15 protein-coding genes are annotated in these 18,967 nt (G+C 44.3%); 13 read left to right on the top strand and 2 right to left on the bottom strand.

Annotation, left to right across the window (positions count from 1 at the left end; all coding sequences use genetic code 11):
* The first annotated feature begins 493 nt into the window (after positions 1-493).
* Together J2S00_RS07090 and J2S00_RS07085 are read left to right on the top strand one after the other, a co-directional pair.
* Positions 494-913 (top strand): IS110 family transposase, encoded by a 420-nt coding sequence (locus tag J2S00_RS07090; protein WP_307337350.1) that lies wholly within the window; start codon positions 494-496, stop codon positions 911-913.
* A complete protein-coding gene (locus J2S00_RS07085; RefSeq protein ID WP_307337347.1) occupies positions 873-1,253 on the top strand; it encodes a transposase in 381 nt (126 codons plus the stop codon). The genes J2S00_RS07090 and J2S00_RS07085 overlap by 41 nt, the downstream gene beginning before the upstream one ends.
* 375 nt (positions 1,254-1,628) lie before the next feature.
* Here the strand turns inward: J2S00_RS07085 and J2S00_RS07080 are convergent, their stop codons facing one another.
* Both J2S00_RS07080 and J2S00_RS07075 read right to left on the bottom strand, forming a co-directional pair.
* The gene (locus tag J2S00_RS07080; protein ID WP_307337343.1) at positions 1,629-3,221 is read right to left on the bottom strand and encodes a response regulator; all 1,593 of its coding nucleotides are present in this window, start codon (positions 3,219-3,221) and stop codon (positions 1,629-1,631) included.
* Positions 3,185-4,711 (bottom strand): sensor histidine kinase, encoded by a 1,527-nt coding sequence (locus J2S00_RS07075; protein ID WP_307337340.1) that lies wholly within the window; start codon positions 4,709-4,711, stop codon positions 3,185-3,187. The genes J2S00_RS07080 and J2S00_RS07075 overlap by 37 nt, the downstream gene beginning before the upstream one ends.
* Before the next feature lie 387 nt (positions 4,712-5,098).
* Between J2S00_RS07075 and J2S00_RS07070 the strand changes: the two genes are divergently transcribed.
* The 11 genes from J2S00_RS07070 (at position 5,099) to J2S00_RS07020 (ending at position 18,943) form a co-directional block, all read left to right on the top strand.
* Positions 5,099-6,427, top strand: coding sequence for an ABC transporter substrate-binding protein (locus tag J2S00_RS07070; protein WP_307337337.1), 1,329 nt, complete (start codon positions 5,099-5,101; stop codon positions 6,425-6,427).
* Positions 6,428-6,460: 33 nt separating this feature from the next.
* Positions 6,461-7,348 carry a carbohydrate ABC transporter permease gene (locus J2S00_RS07065; protein WP_307337336.1) on the top strand — a complete coding sequence of 296 codons (888 nt, stop codon included), beginning with the start codon at positions 6,461-6,463 and terminating at the stop codon, positions 7,346-7,348.
* 20 nt (positions 7,349-7,368) lie between these two features.
* Positions 7,369-8,184: a carbohydrate ABC transporter permease gene (locus J2S00_RS07060; RefSeq protein WP_307337334.1), complete on the top strand. Its 816-nt coding sequence runs from the start codon at positions 7,369-7,371 to the stop codon at positions 8,182-8,184.
* Between the two features lie 43 nt (positions 8,185-8,227).
* Positions 8,228-9,529 (top strand): alpha-glucosidase/alpha-galactosidase, encoded by a 1,302-nt coding sequence (locus J2S00_RS07055; RefSeq protein WP_307337331.1) that lies wholly within the window; start codon positions 8,228-8,230, stop codon positions 9,527-9,529.
* Between the two features lie 125 nt (positions 9,530-9,654).
* Positions 9,655-10,635 carry a galactose-1-phosphate uridylyltransferase gene (galT, locus tag J2S00_RS07050; protein ID WP_307337328.1) on the top strand — a complete coding sequence of 327 codons (981 nt, stop codon included), beginning with the start codon at positions 9,655-9,657 and terminating at the stop codon, positions 10,633-10,635.
* A complete protein-coding gene (locus J2S00_RS07045) occupies positions 10,632-11,861 on the top strand; it encodes a galactokinase (RefSeq protein ID WP_307337325.1) in 1,230 nt (409 codons plus the stop codon). The genes galT and J2S00_RS07045 overlap by 4 nt, the downstream gene beginning before the upstream one ends.
* Positions 11,846-12,832, top strand: coding sequence for a UDP-glucose 4-epimerase GalE (gene galE / locus J2S00_RS07040; RefSeq protein WP_307337322.1), 987 nt, complete (start codon positions 11,846-11,848; stop codon positions 12,830-12,832). The genes J2S00_RS07045 and galE overlap by 16 nt, the downstream gene beginning before the upstream one ends.
* A gap of 133 nt (positions 12,833-12,965) precedes the next feature.
* The gene (locus tag J2S00_RS07035) at positions 12,966-14,186 is read left to right on the top strand and encodes an ROK family transcriptional regulator (RefSeq protein ID WP_307337320.1); all 1,221 of its coding nucleotides are present in this window, start codon (positions 12,966-12,968) and stop codon (positions 14,184-14,186) included.
* Between the two features lie 15 nt (positions 14,187-14,201).
* Positions 14,202-15,284, top strand: a complete 1,083-nt coding sequence (locus J2S00_RS07030; protein ID WP_307337317.1) for a M24 family metallopeptidase — start codon at positions 14,202-14,204, stop codon at positions 15,282-15,284.
* Positions 15,285-15,477: 193 nt separating this feature from the next.
* Complete coding sequence (locus J2S00_RS07025) at positions 15,478-17,493, top strand: beta-galactosidase (RefSeq protein WP_307337314.1); 2,016 nt, start codon at positions 15,478-15,480, stop codon at positions 17,491-17,493.
* Positions 17,494-17,623: 130 nt separating this feature from the next.
* Positions 17,624-18,943, top strand: a complete 1,320-nt coding sequence (locus J2S00_RS07020; protein WP_307337311.1) for an ABC transporter substrate-binding protein — start codon at positions 17,624-17,626, stop codon at positions 18,941-18,943.
* The last annotated feature ends 24 nt before the right edge of the window (positions 18,944-18,967 follow it).

Here is an 18,967-nt window from a genome sequence, read left to right as displayed (position 1 = left end):
TGTATATTATGTTTAAGCCTTCATTTGAAGGTCTTTCAAACCTAAAACTGTTCCTTGAAAATTGAATAAAGATTCGTTTTGGTGATGGAGGACATAGCTTCGTAATGAGCGTTTGCTTGCGAAGCAAGCGAACGCGAATGAGAAGCAAGCAAGCGTAAGCGCGCTAGTCATTATCCAGTTCATTTCGGTGTTTACGATCTTGGGCTGTCTTTGGGAAAATAGCCTTAGGTGTCTACCAAGGGAATGTTCCGATTTCCCCCTGTTGCCCCTTTATAGGGTGTCTTCCGAAAAAAGAGTGTTCCCCTGGCCCCATGATATAGACCTACACGCTGACTGTTTCCCAGCCGATCATCCCTCCTCGAAGCAGAGGGAGGCACGTGCACCGATGATCCCTGGTGTATTCCAATAGCTCGCAAGGCTGTCGTTCATGGGTTTCCCAGGGACATCCCAGGATCGTAGGCACTGTGATTTTCATGAGAAGGAGGTGATCGATATGACTTCCCCCTTGTTTGTCGGAATCGATGTAGGCAGCGAAAGCAACGTGGTTTGCTGTCTGACCCGGGACGAGGAGAAACGGCCCCTCAGCCGGTTTAGCATCACCAACAATCGCCCCGGTATCCTGGAATTACAAGAGCGTATCTCTAAACTTGTGCAAAAGCATGGCTTTGAGCAGATTCTGTTTGGCTTGGAACACACGGGATGCTATTCGACTCACGCGGCCATGTACATCCATCGTCACTTGAATTTCGGTGTCCAAAACAAGAACGTCTATGTCTTTAATCCCAGTCTCATCAAGGAATTCAAGAAGGCACATTACTTGGACGCCCCCAAAAACGATCGGGTGGATGCCTGGTTCATTGCCGCCAAGCTTCGTGCCGGTCATCTCCCCCATCCCTTCCGGCATTCTGGCTGAAGTGGACATCAACCAGTTTAAAAGCCATAAAGAATTGGCGAAGTATGGCGGCCTGGCCTGGACGGAACACCAGTCTGGGAAATTTACAGCAAACCGAACCCGGCTCATTCGTTCCGGCAACCGCTATCTCAAGTACTACCTGATCGAAGCGGCAAACAGTGTCCGGGTGCACGACCCTGTTTTTGCTGAGTACTATGCGAAAAAGAAAGCGGAGCCGAAAGAATTTGCCGAGAAACGTGCCCTTGCGCTTACAGCCCGTAAACTGGTGCGGTTGGTCTTTTATCTGCTGAAGACCAATCGACTTTACGAACCGGAAGGGGTGACCCGACAAAGAGCTTAGATTCACTTTCTCTCATCACCAATCCCACCAGTTTCTAGTTTAATAGGAAATATATGAAAATCTAGGTAGGGTGGGCTTAGTTTCCTATTGCCTTTTTTCGCTACACCTCCGTTAAAGCAGCGATTTTGTTCAAATTAGTCTCTTGACATCATACCGCTGCTCTTTTTCGATTTGTAATCGCTTCCATTCTCTATTAAAACATGAATACCTGTCTAGTCAGTGGGGAAAAAGCTGTTGTTTTTTGTTTTTTGCTGGAGTTTATTGAGTTAGGGTGGATGCCGTTTTCGAATTGGTGATGACATAGCAAAATATTGTTATAGAACAGCATAAAATTGTTATGGTTTAACGTACAACAAACTGCAACCGTTTATTGTCTTACTTTTTTCGGTACACCCGGCGACGAAATTGTGAAGGTGTGATCCCTTCGCTTTTCTTAAAGACCCGGCTGAAATAGTTTGGATCACGGTAGCCGACTTCAAAGCAAATTTCTTTGACACTCAAATTGGAGGTCAACATCAGTTCTTTAGCTTTGTCAATTCTAAGCTGGGTGAGGTAATCGATAAAATTCATGCTCATCTGCTCTTTAAACAATTTACTGAAATAATAGGGACTTAGGCCAACATGACGGGCCACCATGTCTAATGAAATATCTTCATTGTAATGGTCATGTAAATAGGATTTTGCTCTGTTAAGGATATCTTCACTATGGTGGTGTCCCTCTTTGTTGATCTGAGCCAATATGAGTTGTAAACGGTACAAGGCCGTTTCTCTTAATTGTTCGACAGAAGCGGCGTGGAGAAAAGAAGTTAACTCCTGCGTCAGCATTCTTGCTTCTTCGCTGATACGGGTTAGGATAATAAACAGCTCCGACAGATAGCGGCTGACCTCAACCAACTGGTTTTGAAAGCCAACGCTCACTTCATCCATAATCTCGTTCAAGATCTGAACTGCGGATTCCGTTTGGCCGTGTTGCACCGCTTGCAGTAACCGCTTTTCTTTTTCAAAGGGGATATGGAGATCCTTTTCATTCAGGAGCAGATCATCATAAAAGCGGATGTTTCCTTTCACGGACCGGCCCCTGACGGCCAGCATCGCTTCATGGTAAGACTGCTTAAGGCTTGCCAAAGTGCGAGAAGGGCGGCCCACACCGGCAATCAAATGGCAATCAGTAAGGATATTCTTGGCAGACAATTGCTGGAAGACGTTACGCAGGCTGACAACAATATGGCTCCTTAAGCTGACAGACATCCCATTCCCATCCATAAAAATAAACACGGGTATATGATCGCCAGTCATAGGGCCAACTAGGCATTGCATCTGCTTTTTGAGTTGGTTTTTGACAGTCTGGTACACTGCCTGTCTACAAGGGGCGTCCCCTTTGGGTTGACTGGCTGCATTGGATTTAGGTTGCACATAGACAATCACACCCGCCCCATAAGTAAAATGAATCCCTAACAGGTCAGTTAGTGTTTCAAATGACAGGTCGTGGATTTGGTCATAAATGAGGGTGGATACCCACTCAATCTCTGCCAGTGTGCTCATATGGCCAAGTTGGTCTTTCAGTTTTAATTTTTCCAGACGTTCGGCCCTGTCCCGGTCAATTTGCTGACATGCCCGGTGGACCTTTTCTTTCAGTTCTGCACGTTTATAGGGTTTCAACACATAGTGTGTGACGTTGAGCTCAATTGCTTTTTGGGCATAATCAAAAGCATCATAGGCTGATAAGACGATAAAACGGGCATTGGGATGGATGTTTTTAATTTCTTCAATGGTTTGAAGGCCATCCATGCCGGGCATTTTTATGTCAATGGTAATGATGTCAGGATGAAGTGCTTCGGCCAGTTCGATTGCTTTCCTGCCATTTTCAGCTTCTCCAACCACGTCAAGGTCATCGAACATGCTTTCTAACATGCTCCGTAAGGCTTGTCGCTCTAAAGCTTCATCCTCAACAAGTAAGACCTTATACATGAGCTGCCACCTCCTTGTATGCCCTTTGTTTGCTTGGGTAGTTTGAGTATTATGCGGGTCCCCTCACCCGGCTTCGACCTGATGTCAACAACATCTTCTTGGTCATAGAACAAGGAAAGGCGCTTGATCACGTTGGTTAAGCCAATTCCTGTGGTGTGACCGTGCTGGTCGTCTAAGTGAAACTCAGCTTGTTGCCTCCACAGCAGCTGTAAAACATCTTGGTCCATGCCTGCACCGTTATCGTAAACTTCAACATGAACATGAGTGGTGGTTTCCTCCACTGTGATGCCTATTTCGCCTCCGGATTCCAGCGAATCAATACCATGGATGAAGGCGTTTTCGATTAAAGGTTGCAGTGTCAATAAGGGAACGGGCTGAGTTAAGCATGAAGCATCAATATCCACTTTAATCGACACTCTTTCCCCAAAACGGTTTTTTTGTATGTCAAAATAATCACGTACATGTTTAAGTTCATCAGCCAGCGTCACCGGTTTGTCTAGTGAGCGCAGATTATAGCGCAACAGATTGGAAATGGAAACAATTAAGTCACTTGTTTTTTCAGCACCTTCTATATAGGCCAGCTTCGATACCATGTTTAAGGTATTGAATAAAAAGTGAGGATTCATTTGGTTTTGTAAGGTGCGCAGTTCCATTTCTTTTAAGAGTTGGTTCATTTTTATATTTTTAATGGTCTGTTCGTGCAGTTTAGCTTCTACAGCGGCTTTTTGCTTAATTTGTTTGATTAAACGGTGAATATCTCTTTTCATTTGATTAAAGGTGCGGGTCAACAGGCCAATTTCATCGTTTGTGGTGACACGAAGGTCTTTAATTGAAAAGTTTCCGCTGGACAATGCTTTGGCCTGACCTGCTAATAACCGGATGGGATCAGTAATTTTTTTGCAGAACAGGTAGGTAAATAACAGAGAGACCTTAAACAGGATAATAGCCGTGACGATACCCATGGTTAAGTAGGATTGGGACTGAACCAGCAGTTCACGATGAAAAGTGTGGTAATCGGTCAATTCGTGATTAATAAATCTTAAAGTGGTCTCGTTAATCCAGGAGGACACTTTGTACACATCTTCCCGGTATTGGAAATGCTCACGTGTGTTTGGCTGCCCGTAGGTTTCAAAAGCCAGTTCCATGCGGTTAAGCAGGTAAGACAACATGTGATAGTAGTTTTTGCTCATAGAGCGTGTGCTGTCAGTGGCAACCATCTCTTCAAACTGCTGTTGATAGTCAAGCAAGTGTTGCCTATGGTATTCAAATTGGGCCAGCTGCTCATCAGAAGGTACAAGCACATAGCGGGTAAAAAGCGTTTGCAGTTCATGATTGGTCTGAGCAATTTCATTTAACAGCAAAAAGCGTTGTAATATCTCATCATATTGGCTAATCGATTGTTGCCCGCTTTGATAAATAAAGAAACTGACGGCACTCATAAGGATGATGAGCACAAAGAAAAAGGCAATGAGCTTGTTTTGGATGGTCATCTTCTGTCCCTCACTTTACTCGATGACAATGTGATCGGTAGTAACCACATATTTATGTGCTTAAAGTACTTTCTCTTCAATTGTAATCATACCAAATTCGTAAAGTGTATAATTGGAAGAAATATTTTTAATTTAATTTATTAATTATGAGGAATAATGGATCCACTACCTTCATAACTATGCAGTAAGAAGTTTGGCAACAAATTATTTTTAGGGATGATTTAAGTGAATGATCTCCCGTTTTGACAGGAAGTATATTAGGATGTATAACATCATTTTAAAAATTTAGTAAATTAAGTTAAAAAAGTCGAAAGTGAAAAGGAGGGGATGTATGGGACACCATGCTTAACTTCTGAGTTTATTACATGAACCAAAGGAGGATAGAGAATGATGAAAAGTAATCGCCATTTTTTAACCACTCTTTTTATTGTCCTTTTACTAGGTTCACTTGTTATGGGATGTGCAGCCCAAAAAGAGAGCGGTTATTCATCTGGTGATGGCTCAAATGGCATGGAAGAAAGTAAACAGACGACCATCGAATTTGTGTACTGGGCCTCAGCAGGAGGAGAAGAAGAGGGGTTTAACAAGTTGATTGAGGCTTTTGAAGCTGAACATCCCGATATTAAAGTCAATGCCCAGCAGGTTCCCTCCGGTACTGAATACCATACCCGAATGCGAACTCGTATAGCTGGGAACGATGCTCCTGATGTGTTCCGGGTACAGTACCAACGAATCGGAGAGTATGCCAGCCAAAACGCTCTGTTGGATATCACAGATATCATGGAAGATGAATTAGAGAATTTTAACCCTAGTCTTTTGTCAGCAGTAACATTGGAGGACCGCATATATGGTTTACCTCATCATACGGATACCTTGGCAATCTTCTATAACAAAACATACCTTGATGAATTAGGTATTACTCCCCCGGACACTTTAAACGAAGCATGGTCTTGGGAGGAGTTTCTGGATGTGGCTAGTCAAATACAAGATGCTGGTTTAGCTGAGTATGGGATTGCCTATAACTGGGTGGAATCAAGTGCTTACCGTGCCCTTCCGTTTTTATATCATAATGGGGCATCTTTACTGACCGATGATCTGAGTGAGGCCAATCTTCAAACACCTGAAGCAATTGAAGCCATTACCTTCCTACAGGATATGTATACCAATTATATGTCTCCAGGAAACAGTATGCGTGGAAGTGACGATTTTAACCTGCTATTTACTACGGGTACAGCCGGAATGCTTGTAACAGGAAATTGGATGATACCAAGATATGAAGAAGAGATGGATCAATATGAGTGGGGTGTCACATATATGACCATGAGAGAAGAGGCTGCATCAGATCTGGGTGGGAATGCACTGGCCATCCCTTCCAATGCTAAAAATATTGAAGCCGCCAAAAAATTTGTAGCTTTTATGGGTGACAAAGAGAACATGAAAGCGTTTGTTGAGGATGGGTTGTTCATCCCAGCTAGATTAGATATTGAAGAACCTATTCATTATAACATGGAAAACCCGGAACTTATGGAGCTCTTTATTGAGCAGGCCTTAACAGTCCCGGAAGAGCTTGCCAAAACGGTGACTCACCCTAATTTTGCTCGCATCAACCAAGCGTTGGCTGAAGAGTTAGAGGAGCTCTTTGTGATGGGTAAAACACCCGAAGAATTTGCCAACTCCTTAACAGATAAGATTAACACGATTTTGGATAGTCATTGATACCCTTTATCTGAGTTTCTAGGAGGATCAATCATGTCCACCCTTATTAATTGGTATCAAAAAAATCGAATTAAAATAGCTCCCTATCTCTTTATCTCTCCCAATCTGATTTTATTCTTTACTTTTATGATTTTTCCTATCATATTCACCTTCTACATTAGTTTTCACAACTGGGCCATTATCGGAGATATCACATTTGTAGGACTCGAAAATTATGTAAACGTTTTTAAAGACGTTGTGTTCTGGACCGCACTTGGAAATACCTTTTATTACACTGCTGGCTCAGTTCCCATTAGTATGATTTTAGGTTTAACCGGAGCGGTCTTGCTAAACCGCAAGATCCCCCTCCGGTCATTTTTTAGAGGGGTTTTCTTTGCACCGGTTGTCGTTTCTTTAGTTGCTACTGGATTGATCTGGTCCTGGATGTTCAACCCAAATTACGGTTTGATCAATTACGGACTTAATGCGATTGGTTTAACGGGACTTAACTGGTTATCGTCAACCACTTGGGCGATGCCAGCCATTATCATGACGACTATTTGGGTCAAGACAGGCTATTGCCTTGTTATTTACCTGGCAGGACTTCAGAGTATTCCGGATTCTATTTATGAAGCAGCTGAAATTGATGGTGCCAACAGCTGGAAACAATTTTTGTATATTACGCTCCCATTACTTAAAAATACGACGGTTTTCGTTCTTGTCATCTCTGTCATCAATGGTTTTATGGTTTTTGACTTAATTTATACGATGACAAACGGAGGTCCCGGCTATTCAACTACTGTATTAGTTCAATATATTTATCAAAAGGCTTTTGTAGAAGGCCAGATGGGATACGGTTCAACGGTGGGAACGATTCTCTTCTTTATCATCATGTCTTTTAGCGCCATGATGTTATGGCTAGGGAGGGAACAAACCTCATGAGATACTTGATACACCAAAAGATGGACCTTAAGACAACGATTATTTTTCTAATTCTCTGTTTTGTATCTATATTATATCTTCTACCGTTCATTTGGATGCTTTCCACCGCTTTAAAGAGTCCGGCTGAAGCCGTATCCGGTGAGCTCAACATCATCCCAAAAGAGATTGTTTGGCAAAATTTTCCTTATTCCTTAAGTGTTGTTCCTTTTATGGGCTACGTAGGGAACAGCTTAATCGTAGCATTTTTTGCAGTTATTCTGACCGTATTTATTAATTGTCTAGCCGGGTATGCATTTGCTAAATATCATTTTAAAGGTCGTAATCTTTTGTTTTTATTAGTGCTTAGCACATTGATGATTCCCATTCATATCATCATGGTTCCAAACTTTTTTATACTTAAGGAACTGGGTTGGATCAACTCATATGCCGGGTTAATTATCCCTCGTGCTGCAGAAGCTTTTGGACTTTTTTTGGCAAGACAATATATGTTAAGCATTCCAAATGAACTAATCGAAGCGGCTAGAATCGATGGTGCAGGTGAATTTAAGATCTTTTGGAAAGTGGTGCTACCCAATGTCAAACCTCTTATTGCGGTACTTATCATATTTACATTTATGTGGCGTTGGAACGATTTGATCTGGCCACTCATCGTAGTATCTGATAGCAGCATGTACACAGTTCAACTCGGTTTGGCAATTGCCAGAGGTGAACACTACATTGACTGGCCTATTTTAATGAGTCTAACCTTGATGTCAATTATCCCTATACTTATTGTATTCTTTATTTTTCAACGTTATTTTGTACAGGGGATTGTCAGTTCTGGTATGAAGGGTTAGGTCATGATAAATATTGACAAATATGATAAAGGAGAGATGGATGATGCCCAAAATTACATTCTTAGGAGCTGGAAGCACGATTTTTGCTAAAAGAATTTTAGGTGATTGCATGTTAGTCCCTAGTCTAGAGGGATCGGAGTTTACTTTGTTTGATATCGACCATCAACGTTTAAAAGAATCAGAAAGCATGCTGAATAATCTTAAAGCCAACTTAAACAGTAATGTAAGTATTAAAGCGTATATTGACCGGAAGGATGCCTTACGTGGAGCCAAGTATGTCATTAACGCCATTCAAGTTGGAGGATATGACCCGTGCACGATTATAGACTTTGAAGTGCCTAAAAAGTACGGCTTACGCCAAACAATTGGGGATACATTGGGGATAGGAGGTATCTTTAGAAGTTTAAGAACAATTCCGGTCATGTTGGACTTTGCCCGGGATATGGAAGAGGTATGCCCTGACGCCTGGTTCCTCAACTATACCAATCCCATGGCAGTCCTGACTGCTACCATGATCCGTTATGGCCATCCTAAAACAGTGGGACTTTGTCACAGTGTTCAAGTGTGCGCTGAGAAACTGTTAAAATCTCTTAATATGCCAACAGATCATCTTCAGTGGAAGATTGCCGGTATCAATCATATGGCCTGGCTGTTGGAGATCACGCGAAAAGGGGAGGATCTGTACCCTGAAATCAAGCGCAGGGCAGCCGAGAAACAGAAGGAAAAACATGATGATATGGTGCGTTTTGAGATGATGCTTCGTTTCGGATACTACGTAACAGAATCTTCGGAGCATAACGCCGAGTATTTGCCGTATTTTATCAAAAGCCGGTATCCTGAATTAATTGAGCGTTTTAATATCCCCCTTGATGAATATCCCCGTCGCTGTATTCGGCAGATTAAAAACTGGGAAACAATGCGAGATGATATAGTCAATAACAAAAAACTGGAACACGAGCGCTCCATTGAGTATGCCTCTTATATTATGGATGCAATGGAGACGGACCAGCCTTTTAAGTTTGGAGGCAATGTTTTGAACAGTGGGGGATTAATCAGTAATTTACCTGAGAAAGCCTGTGTGGAGGTTCCTTGTTTGGCTGATCGAAGTGGAGTTACACCGTGTTATGTGGGTGAATTGCCTGAACAATTAGCCGCTTTAAACCGGACCAATATTAATACACAGCTGTTAACCATCGAAGCAGCTATGAACCGGAAAAAAGAATATATCTATCAGGCTGCCCTACTTGATCCTCATACTTCAGCAGAGCTGTCCATTGATGATATTGTCTCATTATGTGATGACCTTATTGAAGCCCATGGTGACTGGTTGCCGGAGTTTAAATAGGACCGCCAGGGGATTAACTATTTATTATTCCCTCATTCATGATTGCTATTTGTCTATTTTTACGGTAAGATAAAATCATAAATTAATTAATTAAATTAAATAACTAGACTGAAAGGGGTGCCGTGATGGCAGAGTTGCGCTACAACCCACTGCTCAGAGACTGGACCATGGTGGCCTCTCACCGCCAGCACCGTCCGCATCTGCCCAAGGATTATTGTCCTTTTTGTCCAGGCTCAGGCAAAGTTCCGGATCACTATGATGTCTTAAAATATGATAATGATTTTCCAGCCTTGTCCCAAATCCCGCCCGAGCCGGATGATGTAGGCACAGGGTTATATAAGGTCAGGGAAGCTTATGGCAAATGTGAGGTCATCCTATACTCACCAGAACATTCCACGACTTTGCCTGAACTTTCCGTAGACCACATTGTCAAGCTGGTTGAGCTTTGGACGGAACGGTTTGCTGCATTAGGCAATGACCCCAAAATTGACTATGTGTTGATCTTCGAAAACCGGGGGGAAGAAGTGGGCGTGACCATGCCTCACCCTCACGGCCAGATTTACGGCTATCCGTATATTCCTTTAAAACTGCGGATAGAGCTTGAGGCATGCCAAGCACACCACGAACAGACGGGACGCTGCCTCATTTGCGACATGAACCGGGAAGAGCAGCAGTTTGAACAGCGCATCGTGATGGAAAATGAGCATTTTGTGTGCTATCTGCCCTTCTTTACCGATTATCCTTACGGCGTGTTTATTGTCAGCAAAAGTCATCAAACGGCCTTGACTGACTTCAGTTCAGAGGAAAAAAGGAGCCTGGCCCAGATCCTGAGAGATACAACGGGTGCCATGGATACGCTGTTCGACCGTCTGTTTCCCTATATGATGTGCTTGCACCAGCGGCCGACGGATGGAGGCTATTATGAAGATTATTATCACTTCCATATTGAGTTTTATCCGCCGTTAAGGGCTAAAGATAAATTGAAATTTAATGCATCCTCTGAAACGGGAGCATGGGCGCCGTGTAATCCCATGGCTGTGGAGGAGACAGCAGGACATTTGAGAGAAGCATATGCCAGATTTAAACAGAAAGAAGGAAGAGGATGATTGTGGAAAATAGAATGATCCCAGAACAGGAAGTGACACATCAACAATTAATCCAGTTGTTTGTGGACCAGTTTGGAGGGACGGGTGAGGATACACGCGTTTTTTTTGCGCCAGGACGGGTCAATCTGATTGGCGAACATACAGATTATAATGGAGGGTATGTATTTCCGGCTGCCTTATCCTATGGGGTGTGGGCCATTGCTCGTAAGAGAAGTGACCTTACACTACGACTTGCTTCTCTTAACTTTGATACACAAGTGGAAGTTCAGTTAGATCATCTTGTCTATGACCCGGCACATGAGTGGGCCAATTATCCTAAGGGTGTCATCCATCTGTTGCAACAGGAGATGGAACCCTTGTGCGGCCTGGACATTTTGTTTTACGGTAACATTCCGAATGGCGCCGGATTATCTTCCTCAGCGGCCATTGAATTGGTGACGGCTCTGGCCGTAGCCTGGCTAAATGGAAAGAGTGCCGATCCCGTCAAATTAGCCATGCTGTGTCAACAGGCAGAAAATCAATTTGTCGGCGTTAACTGCGGCATCATGGATCAGTTTGCCGTTGCGATGGGGAAGAAAGACCATGCCATTCTGTTAAATTGCCAAACGCTGGAGTATGAACACGTACCGGTTAAAATTGAGGGCTATAAGCTGGTGATCACCAACACCAATAAGCGGCGCAGTTTGGCTGATTCCAAATACAATGAACGCCGGGCCGAATGTGAACAAGGCTTGGCTATGCTCAAGCGCTATCTGCCACAGTTTAACTCTCTGGGGGAACTGAGTCCTGAACAATGGCAACAAGTCAAAAAGTATATCCCCTGCGGGAAAGTCAAGCAGCGCATAGAGCATGTTGTCTCAGAAAACCACCGGGTTCTTGAAGCAGCACAGTTGTTGAGAAACAATCAAATCGAAGCTTTTGGGCAACTGATGTATGCCTCCCATGAATCGCTGCGGGATTTGTATGAAGTAACTGGCAGGGAACTGGACACACTGTACGACATCGCCCGCCAGCATCCGGCATGTATTGGCACACGCATGACAGGGGCAGGATTTGGAGGTTGTACCGTCAGTTTGGTTGCAGAGGAACAAGTGGAAGATTTTCAGCACGAGGTGAAAACCAAATATCAGCAACTCATCGGCTATGAACCAAGCTTTTATATTTGCTCAATTGGAGAAGGAGCAAGAGAAATCAAAGAGGGGGATGACCTATGGCCGTTCTCATAACGGGAGGAGCCGGGTATATCGGCAGTCATACCGTAGCGGAATTTTTGGCACACGGGGAAGAAGTGGTGGTACTGGATAATCTGCGCCAGGGACACCGGGCTGCTGTTGCTGACAGTGTTTTTTACGAGGGGGATCTTCGTGACCAAAGCCTGTTGCATCAGATTTTTACAAACCATGAAATTGAGGCGGTGATTCACTTTGCAGCCAACTCCCTTGTGGGTGAGAGTGTAGAGAAACCCCTGGAATATTATGAAAACAATGTGATCGGAACTCATGTCCTGGTCAAAGGCATGCTTGAACATGGCGTGAAGAAGATTGTTTTTTCTTCCACGGCTGCTGTTTATGGAGAGCCACAGCATATTCCGATCAGGGAAGATGATCCGACGGTACCAGCCAATCCTTATGGGGAGACAAAACTGGCCATCGAACGGATGCTGCACTGGTGTGATCAGGCTTATGGATTAAAATCGGTCAGCCTGCGCTATTTTAATGCGGCAGGTGCCCACCCTGAGGGCAAAATAGGGGAAGATCATCATCCTGAAACCCATCTGATTCCGATTATTTTACAGGTGGCCTTGGGTCAGAGAGAAGTGATCAAGATTTTTGGCGATGACTACAATACCCCTGACGGCACCTGCATACGGGACTACATTCATGTGATGGACTTGGCCAACGCCCACTGGCTGGCCCTGGAATATTTGCGGCAGGGAGGTTCCAGTACCGCTTATAATTTGGGCAACGGCACAGGCTTCTCGGTGAAGGAAGTGATTGAAGCTGCACGGCGGGTGACGGGCCATCCCATCCCAGCTGAAGCGGCTCCCAGAAGGGCTGGAGATCCAGCGGTTTTGGTGGCTTCGTCTGAACGTATCCAAAGAGAATTGGGATGGAATCCCAAGTATCAAGATTTAGATGTGATTATTGAAACAGCTTGGAAATGGCACCAAGCCCATCCACAAGGTTATGCACAGTAATGCTGCAGTCTTTTTTTCGAGAGGCACCCAGTTTACTGACATGTCCCATTTGGCCAGGGGATAATAGACCAGATGTAAAATCATCTGTTATAATTTGTTTATTAAATTAATTTAAAAGGACTGGGTGTTGGTGATGGATAAAATCGTAACCGGCAGTTTTCAACTGATGAAAAAAATTAATCGCACCTTAATTTTAGATATCATCCGTCAGCATGGGCCCATTTCAAGGGCAGAAATCGCCAAGATGACCAAACTGACTCCTCCCACGGTGACGAATCTGGTCCGTGATTTGCTTAAGACCGGCATTGTGGTAGAAGGAGACCGGATGAGTTCATCGGGTGGGAGAAAAGCGATTGAGCTGAAGATTAACCCCAGGGCTTATTACGTCATCGGGGTGGATGTGGGCATATCCAAAGTGCATACCGTTGTCACTGATTTGGAAGCAAAAATATTACAAGAGGTCTATATCCCGCTTAAACCTGAGGACTATCCCGGCATTATCGACCTCATCATCCGCTCAATTGAACAAGTAGTTAATCAGTTTAAAGTAGACAAGGAAAAGCTGATCGGCATTGGTGTCGGCATGCACGGTTTGGTCAACAGCCGGGAGGGCATAGCGGTTTTTGCGCCCAACTTTAATCTCCATGATGTTCCTGTCAAAGCATTGATTGAAGAGAAATTGGAAATTCCCACCTACGTGGACAATGATGTGCGGGCCATGGCCCTGGGGGAAAGCTGGTTTGGTCATGGTCAGGATGTGGGCAATTTTGTGATGCTCAACGTGGGCTATGGGATCGGCGCAGGGATCGTTTTTAATCATGAGGTGTACCACGGTGTCAGTGAAAGCGCTGGAGAGATTGGGCATACCACCGTTGTGGATGACGGGCCGCGCTGTAATTGCGGCAATTATGGCTGCCTGGAAGTCATGGCAGCCGGTCCTGCTATTGCCCAAAGAGCGATTAAAGAGATTAAACGAGGGGTGCTGACGAGTTTAACCCATCGAGCTGGCGAGGATCTGGAGCACATTACGGCGAAGATGGTTTACGAAGAGGCTAAACGTGGTGACGAATTGTCCTTGCGTATCATGGAAGACACAGGCCGCTATTTAGGGATTGGCGTTGCCAATTTGATTAATATTCTCAATCCAGAGAAGGTGGTCATTGGAGGAGGCGTGGCCCAGGCAGGTGACATCCTGTTTGAGCCCCTTGTGCAAACGGCTATGATGAGAGCGATGGAAGTCCCTGCCCGGTCAGTGCAGATTGTGCCCAGTTTGTTAGGGGAAAAAGCTGGCGTAATTGGTGCGGCTACTCTGGTTTTGCGCCAGTTGTTTAAGGTAACTAAGGTGGAGGAGTAAGGAGTGGAAATTGGGATGACAATAGAAAAAGTACTCTCTTTATTGGCTGAAGAGGAGTTTGACGGCATTTTATTGCGCAAACGCAACAACTTTTCGTGGGTCACGGGCGGCAGGCATAACCATATCGTCCAAACAACACCTGACGGGGTGGCTGATCTGGTTGTAATGCCAGACAAGGTGTATGTAGTGACTGTGAATATGGAAGCGGCCCGGATCATGGAAGAAGAGCTGGCGGATGTTCCTTTTGATTTTGAACTGGTGACAGACGAATGGTTTAATGGGCACGATCATCTTTTGCTAAAAATTGGGGAGGGGAAACGAATGGCCACAGACGCCCCTTTCCACGATTGGATGGATGTCAGCCCGAAATTGAGCTGGCTGCGGTCTCAATTGACGGAAGATGAAATGAACCGTTACCGTCAGGTTTGCCAGCAAGCGGCTGACGCTATTGAAGAGACTTGCCGACAGCTTCAACCCGGGCAAACGGAACACGAAATCGCCTCTGTCTTAGCCCAAAAAGTGATGGCTCAAGGGATGAATGTCCATGTGCTTCTGGTGGCGACCGATGAGCGGATTTATAAGTACCGCCACCCTATTCCGACTGGGAAGCGTATGAAGCGTCAAGCCATGCTGGTATTATGTGCTGAACGGGGCGGACTGGTGGCCAATGTGACCCGGCTTGTCCATTTCGGCCCTCTACCAAAACAACTGGAGGAGTGCAAACAAAAGCTGGCTTACATAGATGCTTGTATGAATGCATCGACACGGCCAGGGATCAAAGTGGGAGACATTATTAACACAGCGATTAGGGAATATAAACAAGCCGGTTATCCTGATGATTGGAAAAAGCTGCACCTCGGTGGTCCTACGGGTTATGCCACCAGGGAGTATTTAGCCACATCTTCATCTTCGGATACGGTTCGCGTCAATCAGGCTTTTGCCTGGAACCCGGCCCTTCCTGGAGTAAAATCGGAAGATACCATCTTAGTTACAGAAAACGGCATTGAGATTCTGACTGAGACAGGGAAATGGCCTTATATTGAAGTAGAGTGTAATGGTATGATCCTTAGACGGCCGGATATGATGGTCCGTGATTAAACCACGGGCCAGACTGACTGTGATCTTTGGCAGATACAATCAAGGGTTTGAAAGAATATATAAAAGAAATCAAAATTATATCTTGACTCTTTTCTGAAAATAAGCTATTCTTTAATCAAATAATAAATTAAATTAATTAAGTATAGATCGTTGACCGTATCAATTAGACCAACATGGATTTAGGGGGGCGTTCATGAAGAATATCAATGTGTTGCCTTCAATCTGTTATGGAGGCGATTACAATCCGGAACAGTGGCCAGAAGAGGTTTGGTATGAAGATGCGCAGTTGATGCAAAAAGCAGGTGTGAACCTGGTCTCAGTAGGGATTTTTAGCTGGGCAAAAATTGAACCTCAAGCAGGAATCTTTGATTTTGAATGGCTGGATAAAGTGATCAACATCTTGTATGACCATGGGGTTCATGTCAATTTGTCTACAGCTACTGCTTCAACTCCTGCCTGGTTTGTCAGGATATATCCCGATTCATTGCCTGTTGATGAGAATGGAACCCGTCTTTCGTTTGGGAGCAGGCAGCACTACTGTCCTAACCATCCCCACCTCATTAAGCATATCAAGAAACTGGTGCGGGCCATAGCGGAGCACTATAAGGATCATCCCGCGCTGAAAATGTGGCATGTCAATAACGAGTATGCTTGTCATGTTTCCAGGTGCTATTGTGAAAACTGTGCCCAGGCATTTAGAAAATGGCTAAAAAAACGGTACCACACAATTGATGAATTAAATGAACGCTGGGGTACCAATTTCTGGGGACAGCGGTATAACGACTGGGATGAAATCAACCCGCCCAGGAAAACGCCCACTTTTGTAAACCCGTCCCAGGAACTGGATTATTACCGGTTTATGAATGACTCGATCTTCAATCTGTTTTTGGCCGAAAAAGAAATCTTGCGTGAACTAACACCCGATATTCCTATTTCCACCAACTTTATGGCCTCATTTAAACCATTGAATTACTTTCAATGGGCAGAAGAAGTGGATATTGTCACCTGGGATTCCTATCCGGATCCACGGGAAGGGTTGCCTGTTAACCATGCGATGATGAATGACTTGATGCGCAGTTTGCGTCAAGGCCAACCTTTCCTGCTCATGGAACAGGTGACTTCACATGTCAATTGGCGGGACATTAACGTACCCAAACCACCGGGTGTGATGCGTCTGTGGAGTTATGCTACCATCGGGCGTGGCGCAGACGGCATTATGTTTTTCCAGTGGCGTCAGAGCCGGGCGGGAGCAGAAAAATTCCACGGGGCTATGGTGTCCCATTCTGGAGATGAACACAGCAGAGTATACCGGGAAGTTAAGGAACTGGGGCACGAACTGAGCCAATTGGATGGCCTGGTGGGAGCACGGATCAAGGCAGAGGTGGCAATTCTCTTTGACTGGGAAAACTGGTGGGCCGTTGAACTGGCATCGAAACCCCATAATAAGCTCAGTTATATTGCGATTGTCGAACATTACTACCGTGAATTGTACAAACGGAACATTGCTGTTGACTTTGCTCGTCCTGGAGATGATTTATCAAAGTACAAAGTGGTGATTGCGCCCCTGCTGTATATGATCAAAGAGAGAGAAGACGAGAATCTTCACCGATTTGTTAAGAATGGGGGCACGCTGTTGATGTCCTTTTTCAGTGGCATTGTGGATGAAAATGATAAAGTTCACCTAGGAGGATATCCGGCTCTTCTGCGCGATATATTGGGCCTTTGTGTGGAGGAATTTGTGCCGATTGCAGAAGGACAATCCAACTTGCTTCAGGTCGGCGGTGAGACGTTTGAGTGCACGACTTGGGCTGATATGATCCGATTGGAAGGTGCCCAAGCACTGGCAGTGTATGGGGAAGATTGGTATGCAGGTCATCCGGCAGTGACCGTTCACCACTTTGGTCAAGGTAAAAGCGTTTACATTGGCACCCATCCTGAATCGCGTTTTGTAGGTCAGCTTCTGGAAAAAGTCTTGGCTGAACACCATATTACTCCTCCTCTGGAGGTACCTGCAAAAGTGGAAGTTCAGCGAAGATATACTGAAAATGAAGAATATCTAATTATTGTCAATCATAATGGACACGATGTTCAGCTGACACTGCCCAAGGACAGGAATTATCAAAATGTACTTAGCGGAGAACGTTTGCATGGCGTGAAGTTAACTGTAAAGGGGATTGATGTTGTGGTGTTGAAAGAGGACAAAAACTAACATCACACACTGGTCTTGGTAGGTAATATTTATGGGAGGTGGTGTAAAGAATTTGGAAGAATAGTGATTAGTAAGGGTTAAGCGTAATTCGAATGAGTTCTCAAACATTAATTCAAGGGGGGATATTTTTGTGCCAAAGAAATATTTATATGTTAGTTTGATTGCTGTATTTGTGATTTCTTTGTTAAGCGCTTGTGGAGGGAATCAGACACATCAGCAGGAACCAGAGCAAGCGAGTAACGGCACCGAAGGTGATGGTGTGTCAGGTGAAATAACCGTAGCAGGGTGGAATTTAGCCGCAGATGCTATGGTTGAAACGGCTGAAAAATTTATGGAAAAATATCCTGATGCAAACATTAAAGTTGAATATGTAACGAGCGATTATGATAGCATCATTCCTCCGTTAACGGCAGGTAGAGGAGCTCCTGATGTCATCCAGATACAGCAAAGGGACTTTCCAAACTTTTTAGAAGTCTTTCCGAATCAATTTGTAGACATTACGGATCGGTTGGATGGCAGGGAAAATGAATTTGCGGAAGTAGCCATGAACTTAGCGCAACAAGACGGACGTGTCTACGCACTTCCGTGGGATCTTGGTCCTGCTGCTGTATATTATCGTAAAGATTTTTTTGAAAATGCGGGTATTGACGCTGAGTCTATTACTACATGGGACAAATTTATTGAGGCAGGTAAAAAAATACAAGAGGCAAATGAAGGGGTCAAAATGCTAGCCCTTGGTTACAGTTCTAATGACGTTGCGGAGCTATACAGAATATTGATGAATCAACTTGGGGCACAATATTATGATGAGGAGGGCAATATTCAATTTGTCAGTGAGGAAAATATAAAAGCTATTGAAATGTATAAGAAAATTGTTGATGAAGGTATCGTTATGGATGCACCAACCTGGGATGACCGAATTCGTGCCTTTGTCAATAACCAAGTGGCCGCCGTTATATATCCTGTTTGGTATGCTGGTACTATTAAAACACAAGCACCTGATCAAGAGGGTTTATGGGGATTGATGCCGTTGCCTGCATTTGAAGAAGGTGGTCCTAATCAGGCACATTCAGGTGGTTCTGTTCTGGCAATCTCTACTCAATCTGAAAATGAGGAGCTAGCTTGGAAGTTTATTGAGTTTGCTTTGATGACCGAGGAAGGCCAAGATATCCAAATGAAATATGGTTTGTTCCCATCATGGCAACCATATTATGAAACCGAACAGTTTAAGGTGATCGATGAATATTTTGGAATAGCCTTATCAGACTTTTTCGGCCAATTGTCTACAGATATACCACCACTAGATTACGGTGCTCATTTTATGGATATAAACAATGCTATAATTGATGCCTTAGGAGCAGTAATGCTTGATAATGAAAATATTGAGGATGCCTTAAGAAGAGCAGAACAACGGGCTGCTAGGGATACTGGCCTTAATATAGCAGAGTAATATGACACTCCCCTTGGTATATGA

It is taken from the genome of Caldalkalibacillus uzonensis (genome assembly GCF_030814135.1).
Taxonomy (GTDB): Bacteria; Bacillota; Bacilli; order Caldalkalibacillales; family Caldalkalibacillaceae; genus Caldalkalibacillus; species Caldalkalibacillus uzonensis.
The sequence above is the reverse complement of the archived record's forward strand: the minus strand, read 5'-3'. Positions and strand labels throughout refer to the sequence as shown.

Bases quoted from the DNA above. Each gene is read 5' to 3' on its own strand.
- J2S00_RS07055 (WP_307337331.1), top strand. From the start codon at position 8,228: ATGCCCAAAATTACATTCTTAGGAGCTGGAAGCACGATTTTTGCTAAA.
- J2S00_RS07090 (WP_307337350.1), top strand. From the start codon at position 494: ATGACTTCCCCCTTGTTTGTCGGAATCGATGTAGGCAGCGAAAGCAAC.
- galE (WP_307337322.1), top strand. From the start codon at position 11,846: ATGGCCGTTCTCATAACGGGAGGAGCCGGGTATATCGGCAGTCATACC.
- J2S00_RS07035 (WP_307337320.1), top strand. From the start codon at position 12,966: ATGGATAAAATCGTAACCGGCAGTTTTCAACTGATGAAAAAAATTAAT.
- J2S00_RS07080 (WP_307337343.1), bottom strand. From the start codon at position 3,221: ATGTATAAGGTCTTACTTGTTGAGGATGAAGCTTTAGAGCGACAAGCC.
- J2S00_RS07070 (WP_307337337.1), top strand. From the start codon at position 5,099: ATGATGAAAAGTAATCGCCATTTTTTAACCACTCTTTTTATTGTCCTT.
- J2S00_RS07030 (WP_307337317.1), top strand. From the start codon at position 14,202: ATGACAATAGAAAAAGTACTCTCTTTATTGGCTGAAGAGGAGTTTGAC.
- J2S00_RS07065 (WP_307337336.1), top strand. From the start codon at position 6,461: ATGTCCACCCTTATTAATTGGTATCAAAAAAATCGAATTAAAATAGCT.
- J2S00_RS07045 (WP_307337325.1), top strand. From the start codon at position 10,632: ATGATTGTGGAAAATAGAATGATCCCAGAACAGGAAGTGACACATCAA.
- J2S00_RS07060 (WP_307337334.1), top strand. From the start codon at position 7,369: ATGGACCTTAAGACAACGATTATTTTTCTAATTCTCTGTTTTGTATCT.
- J2S00_RS07075 (WP_307337340.1), bottom strand. From the start codon at position 4,711: ATGACCATCCAAAACAAGCTCATTGCCTTTTTCTTTGTGCTCATCATC.
- galT (WP_307337328.1), top strand. From the start codon at position 9,655: ATGGCAGAGTTGCGCTACAACCCACTGCTCAGAGACTGGACCATGGTG.
- J2S00_RS07025 (WP_307337314.1), top strand. From the start codon at position 15,478: ATGAAGAATATCAATGTGTTGCCTTCAATCTGTTATGGAGGCGATTAC.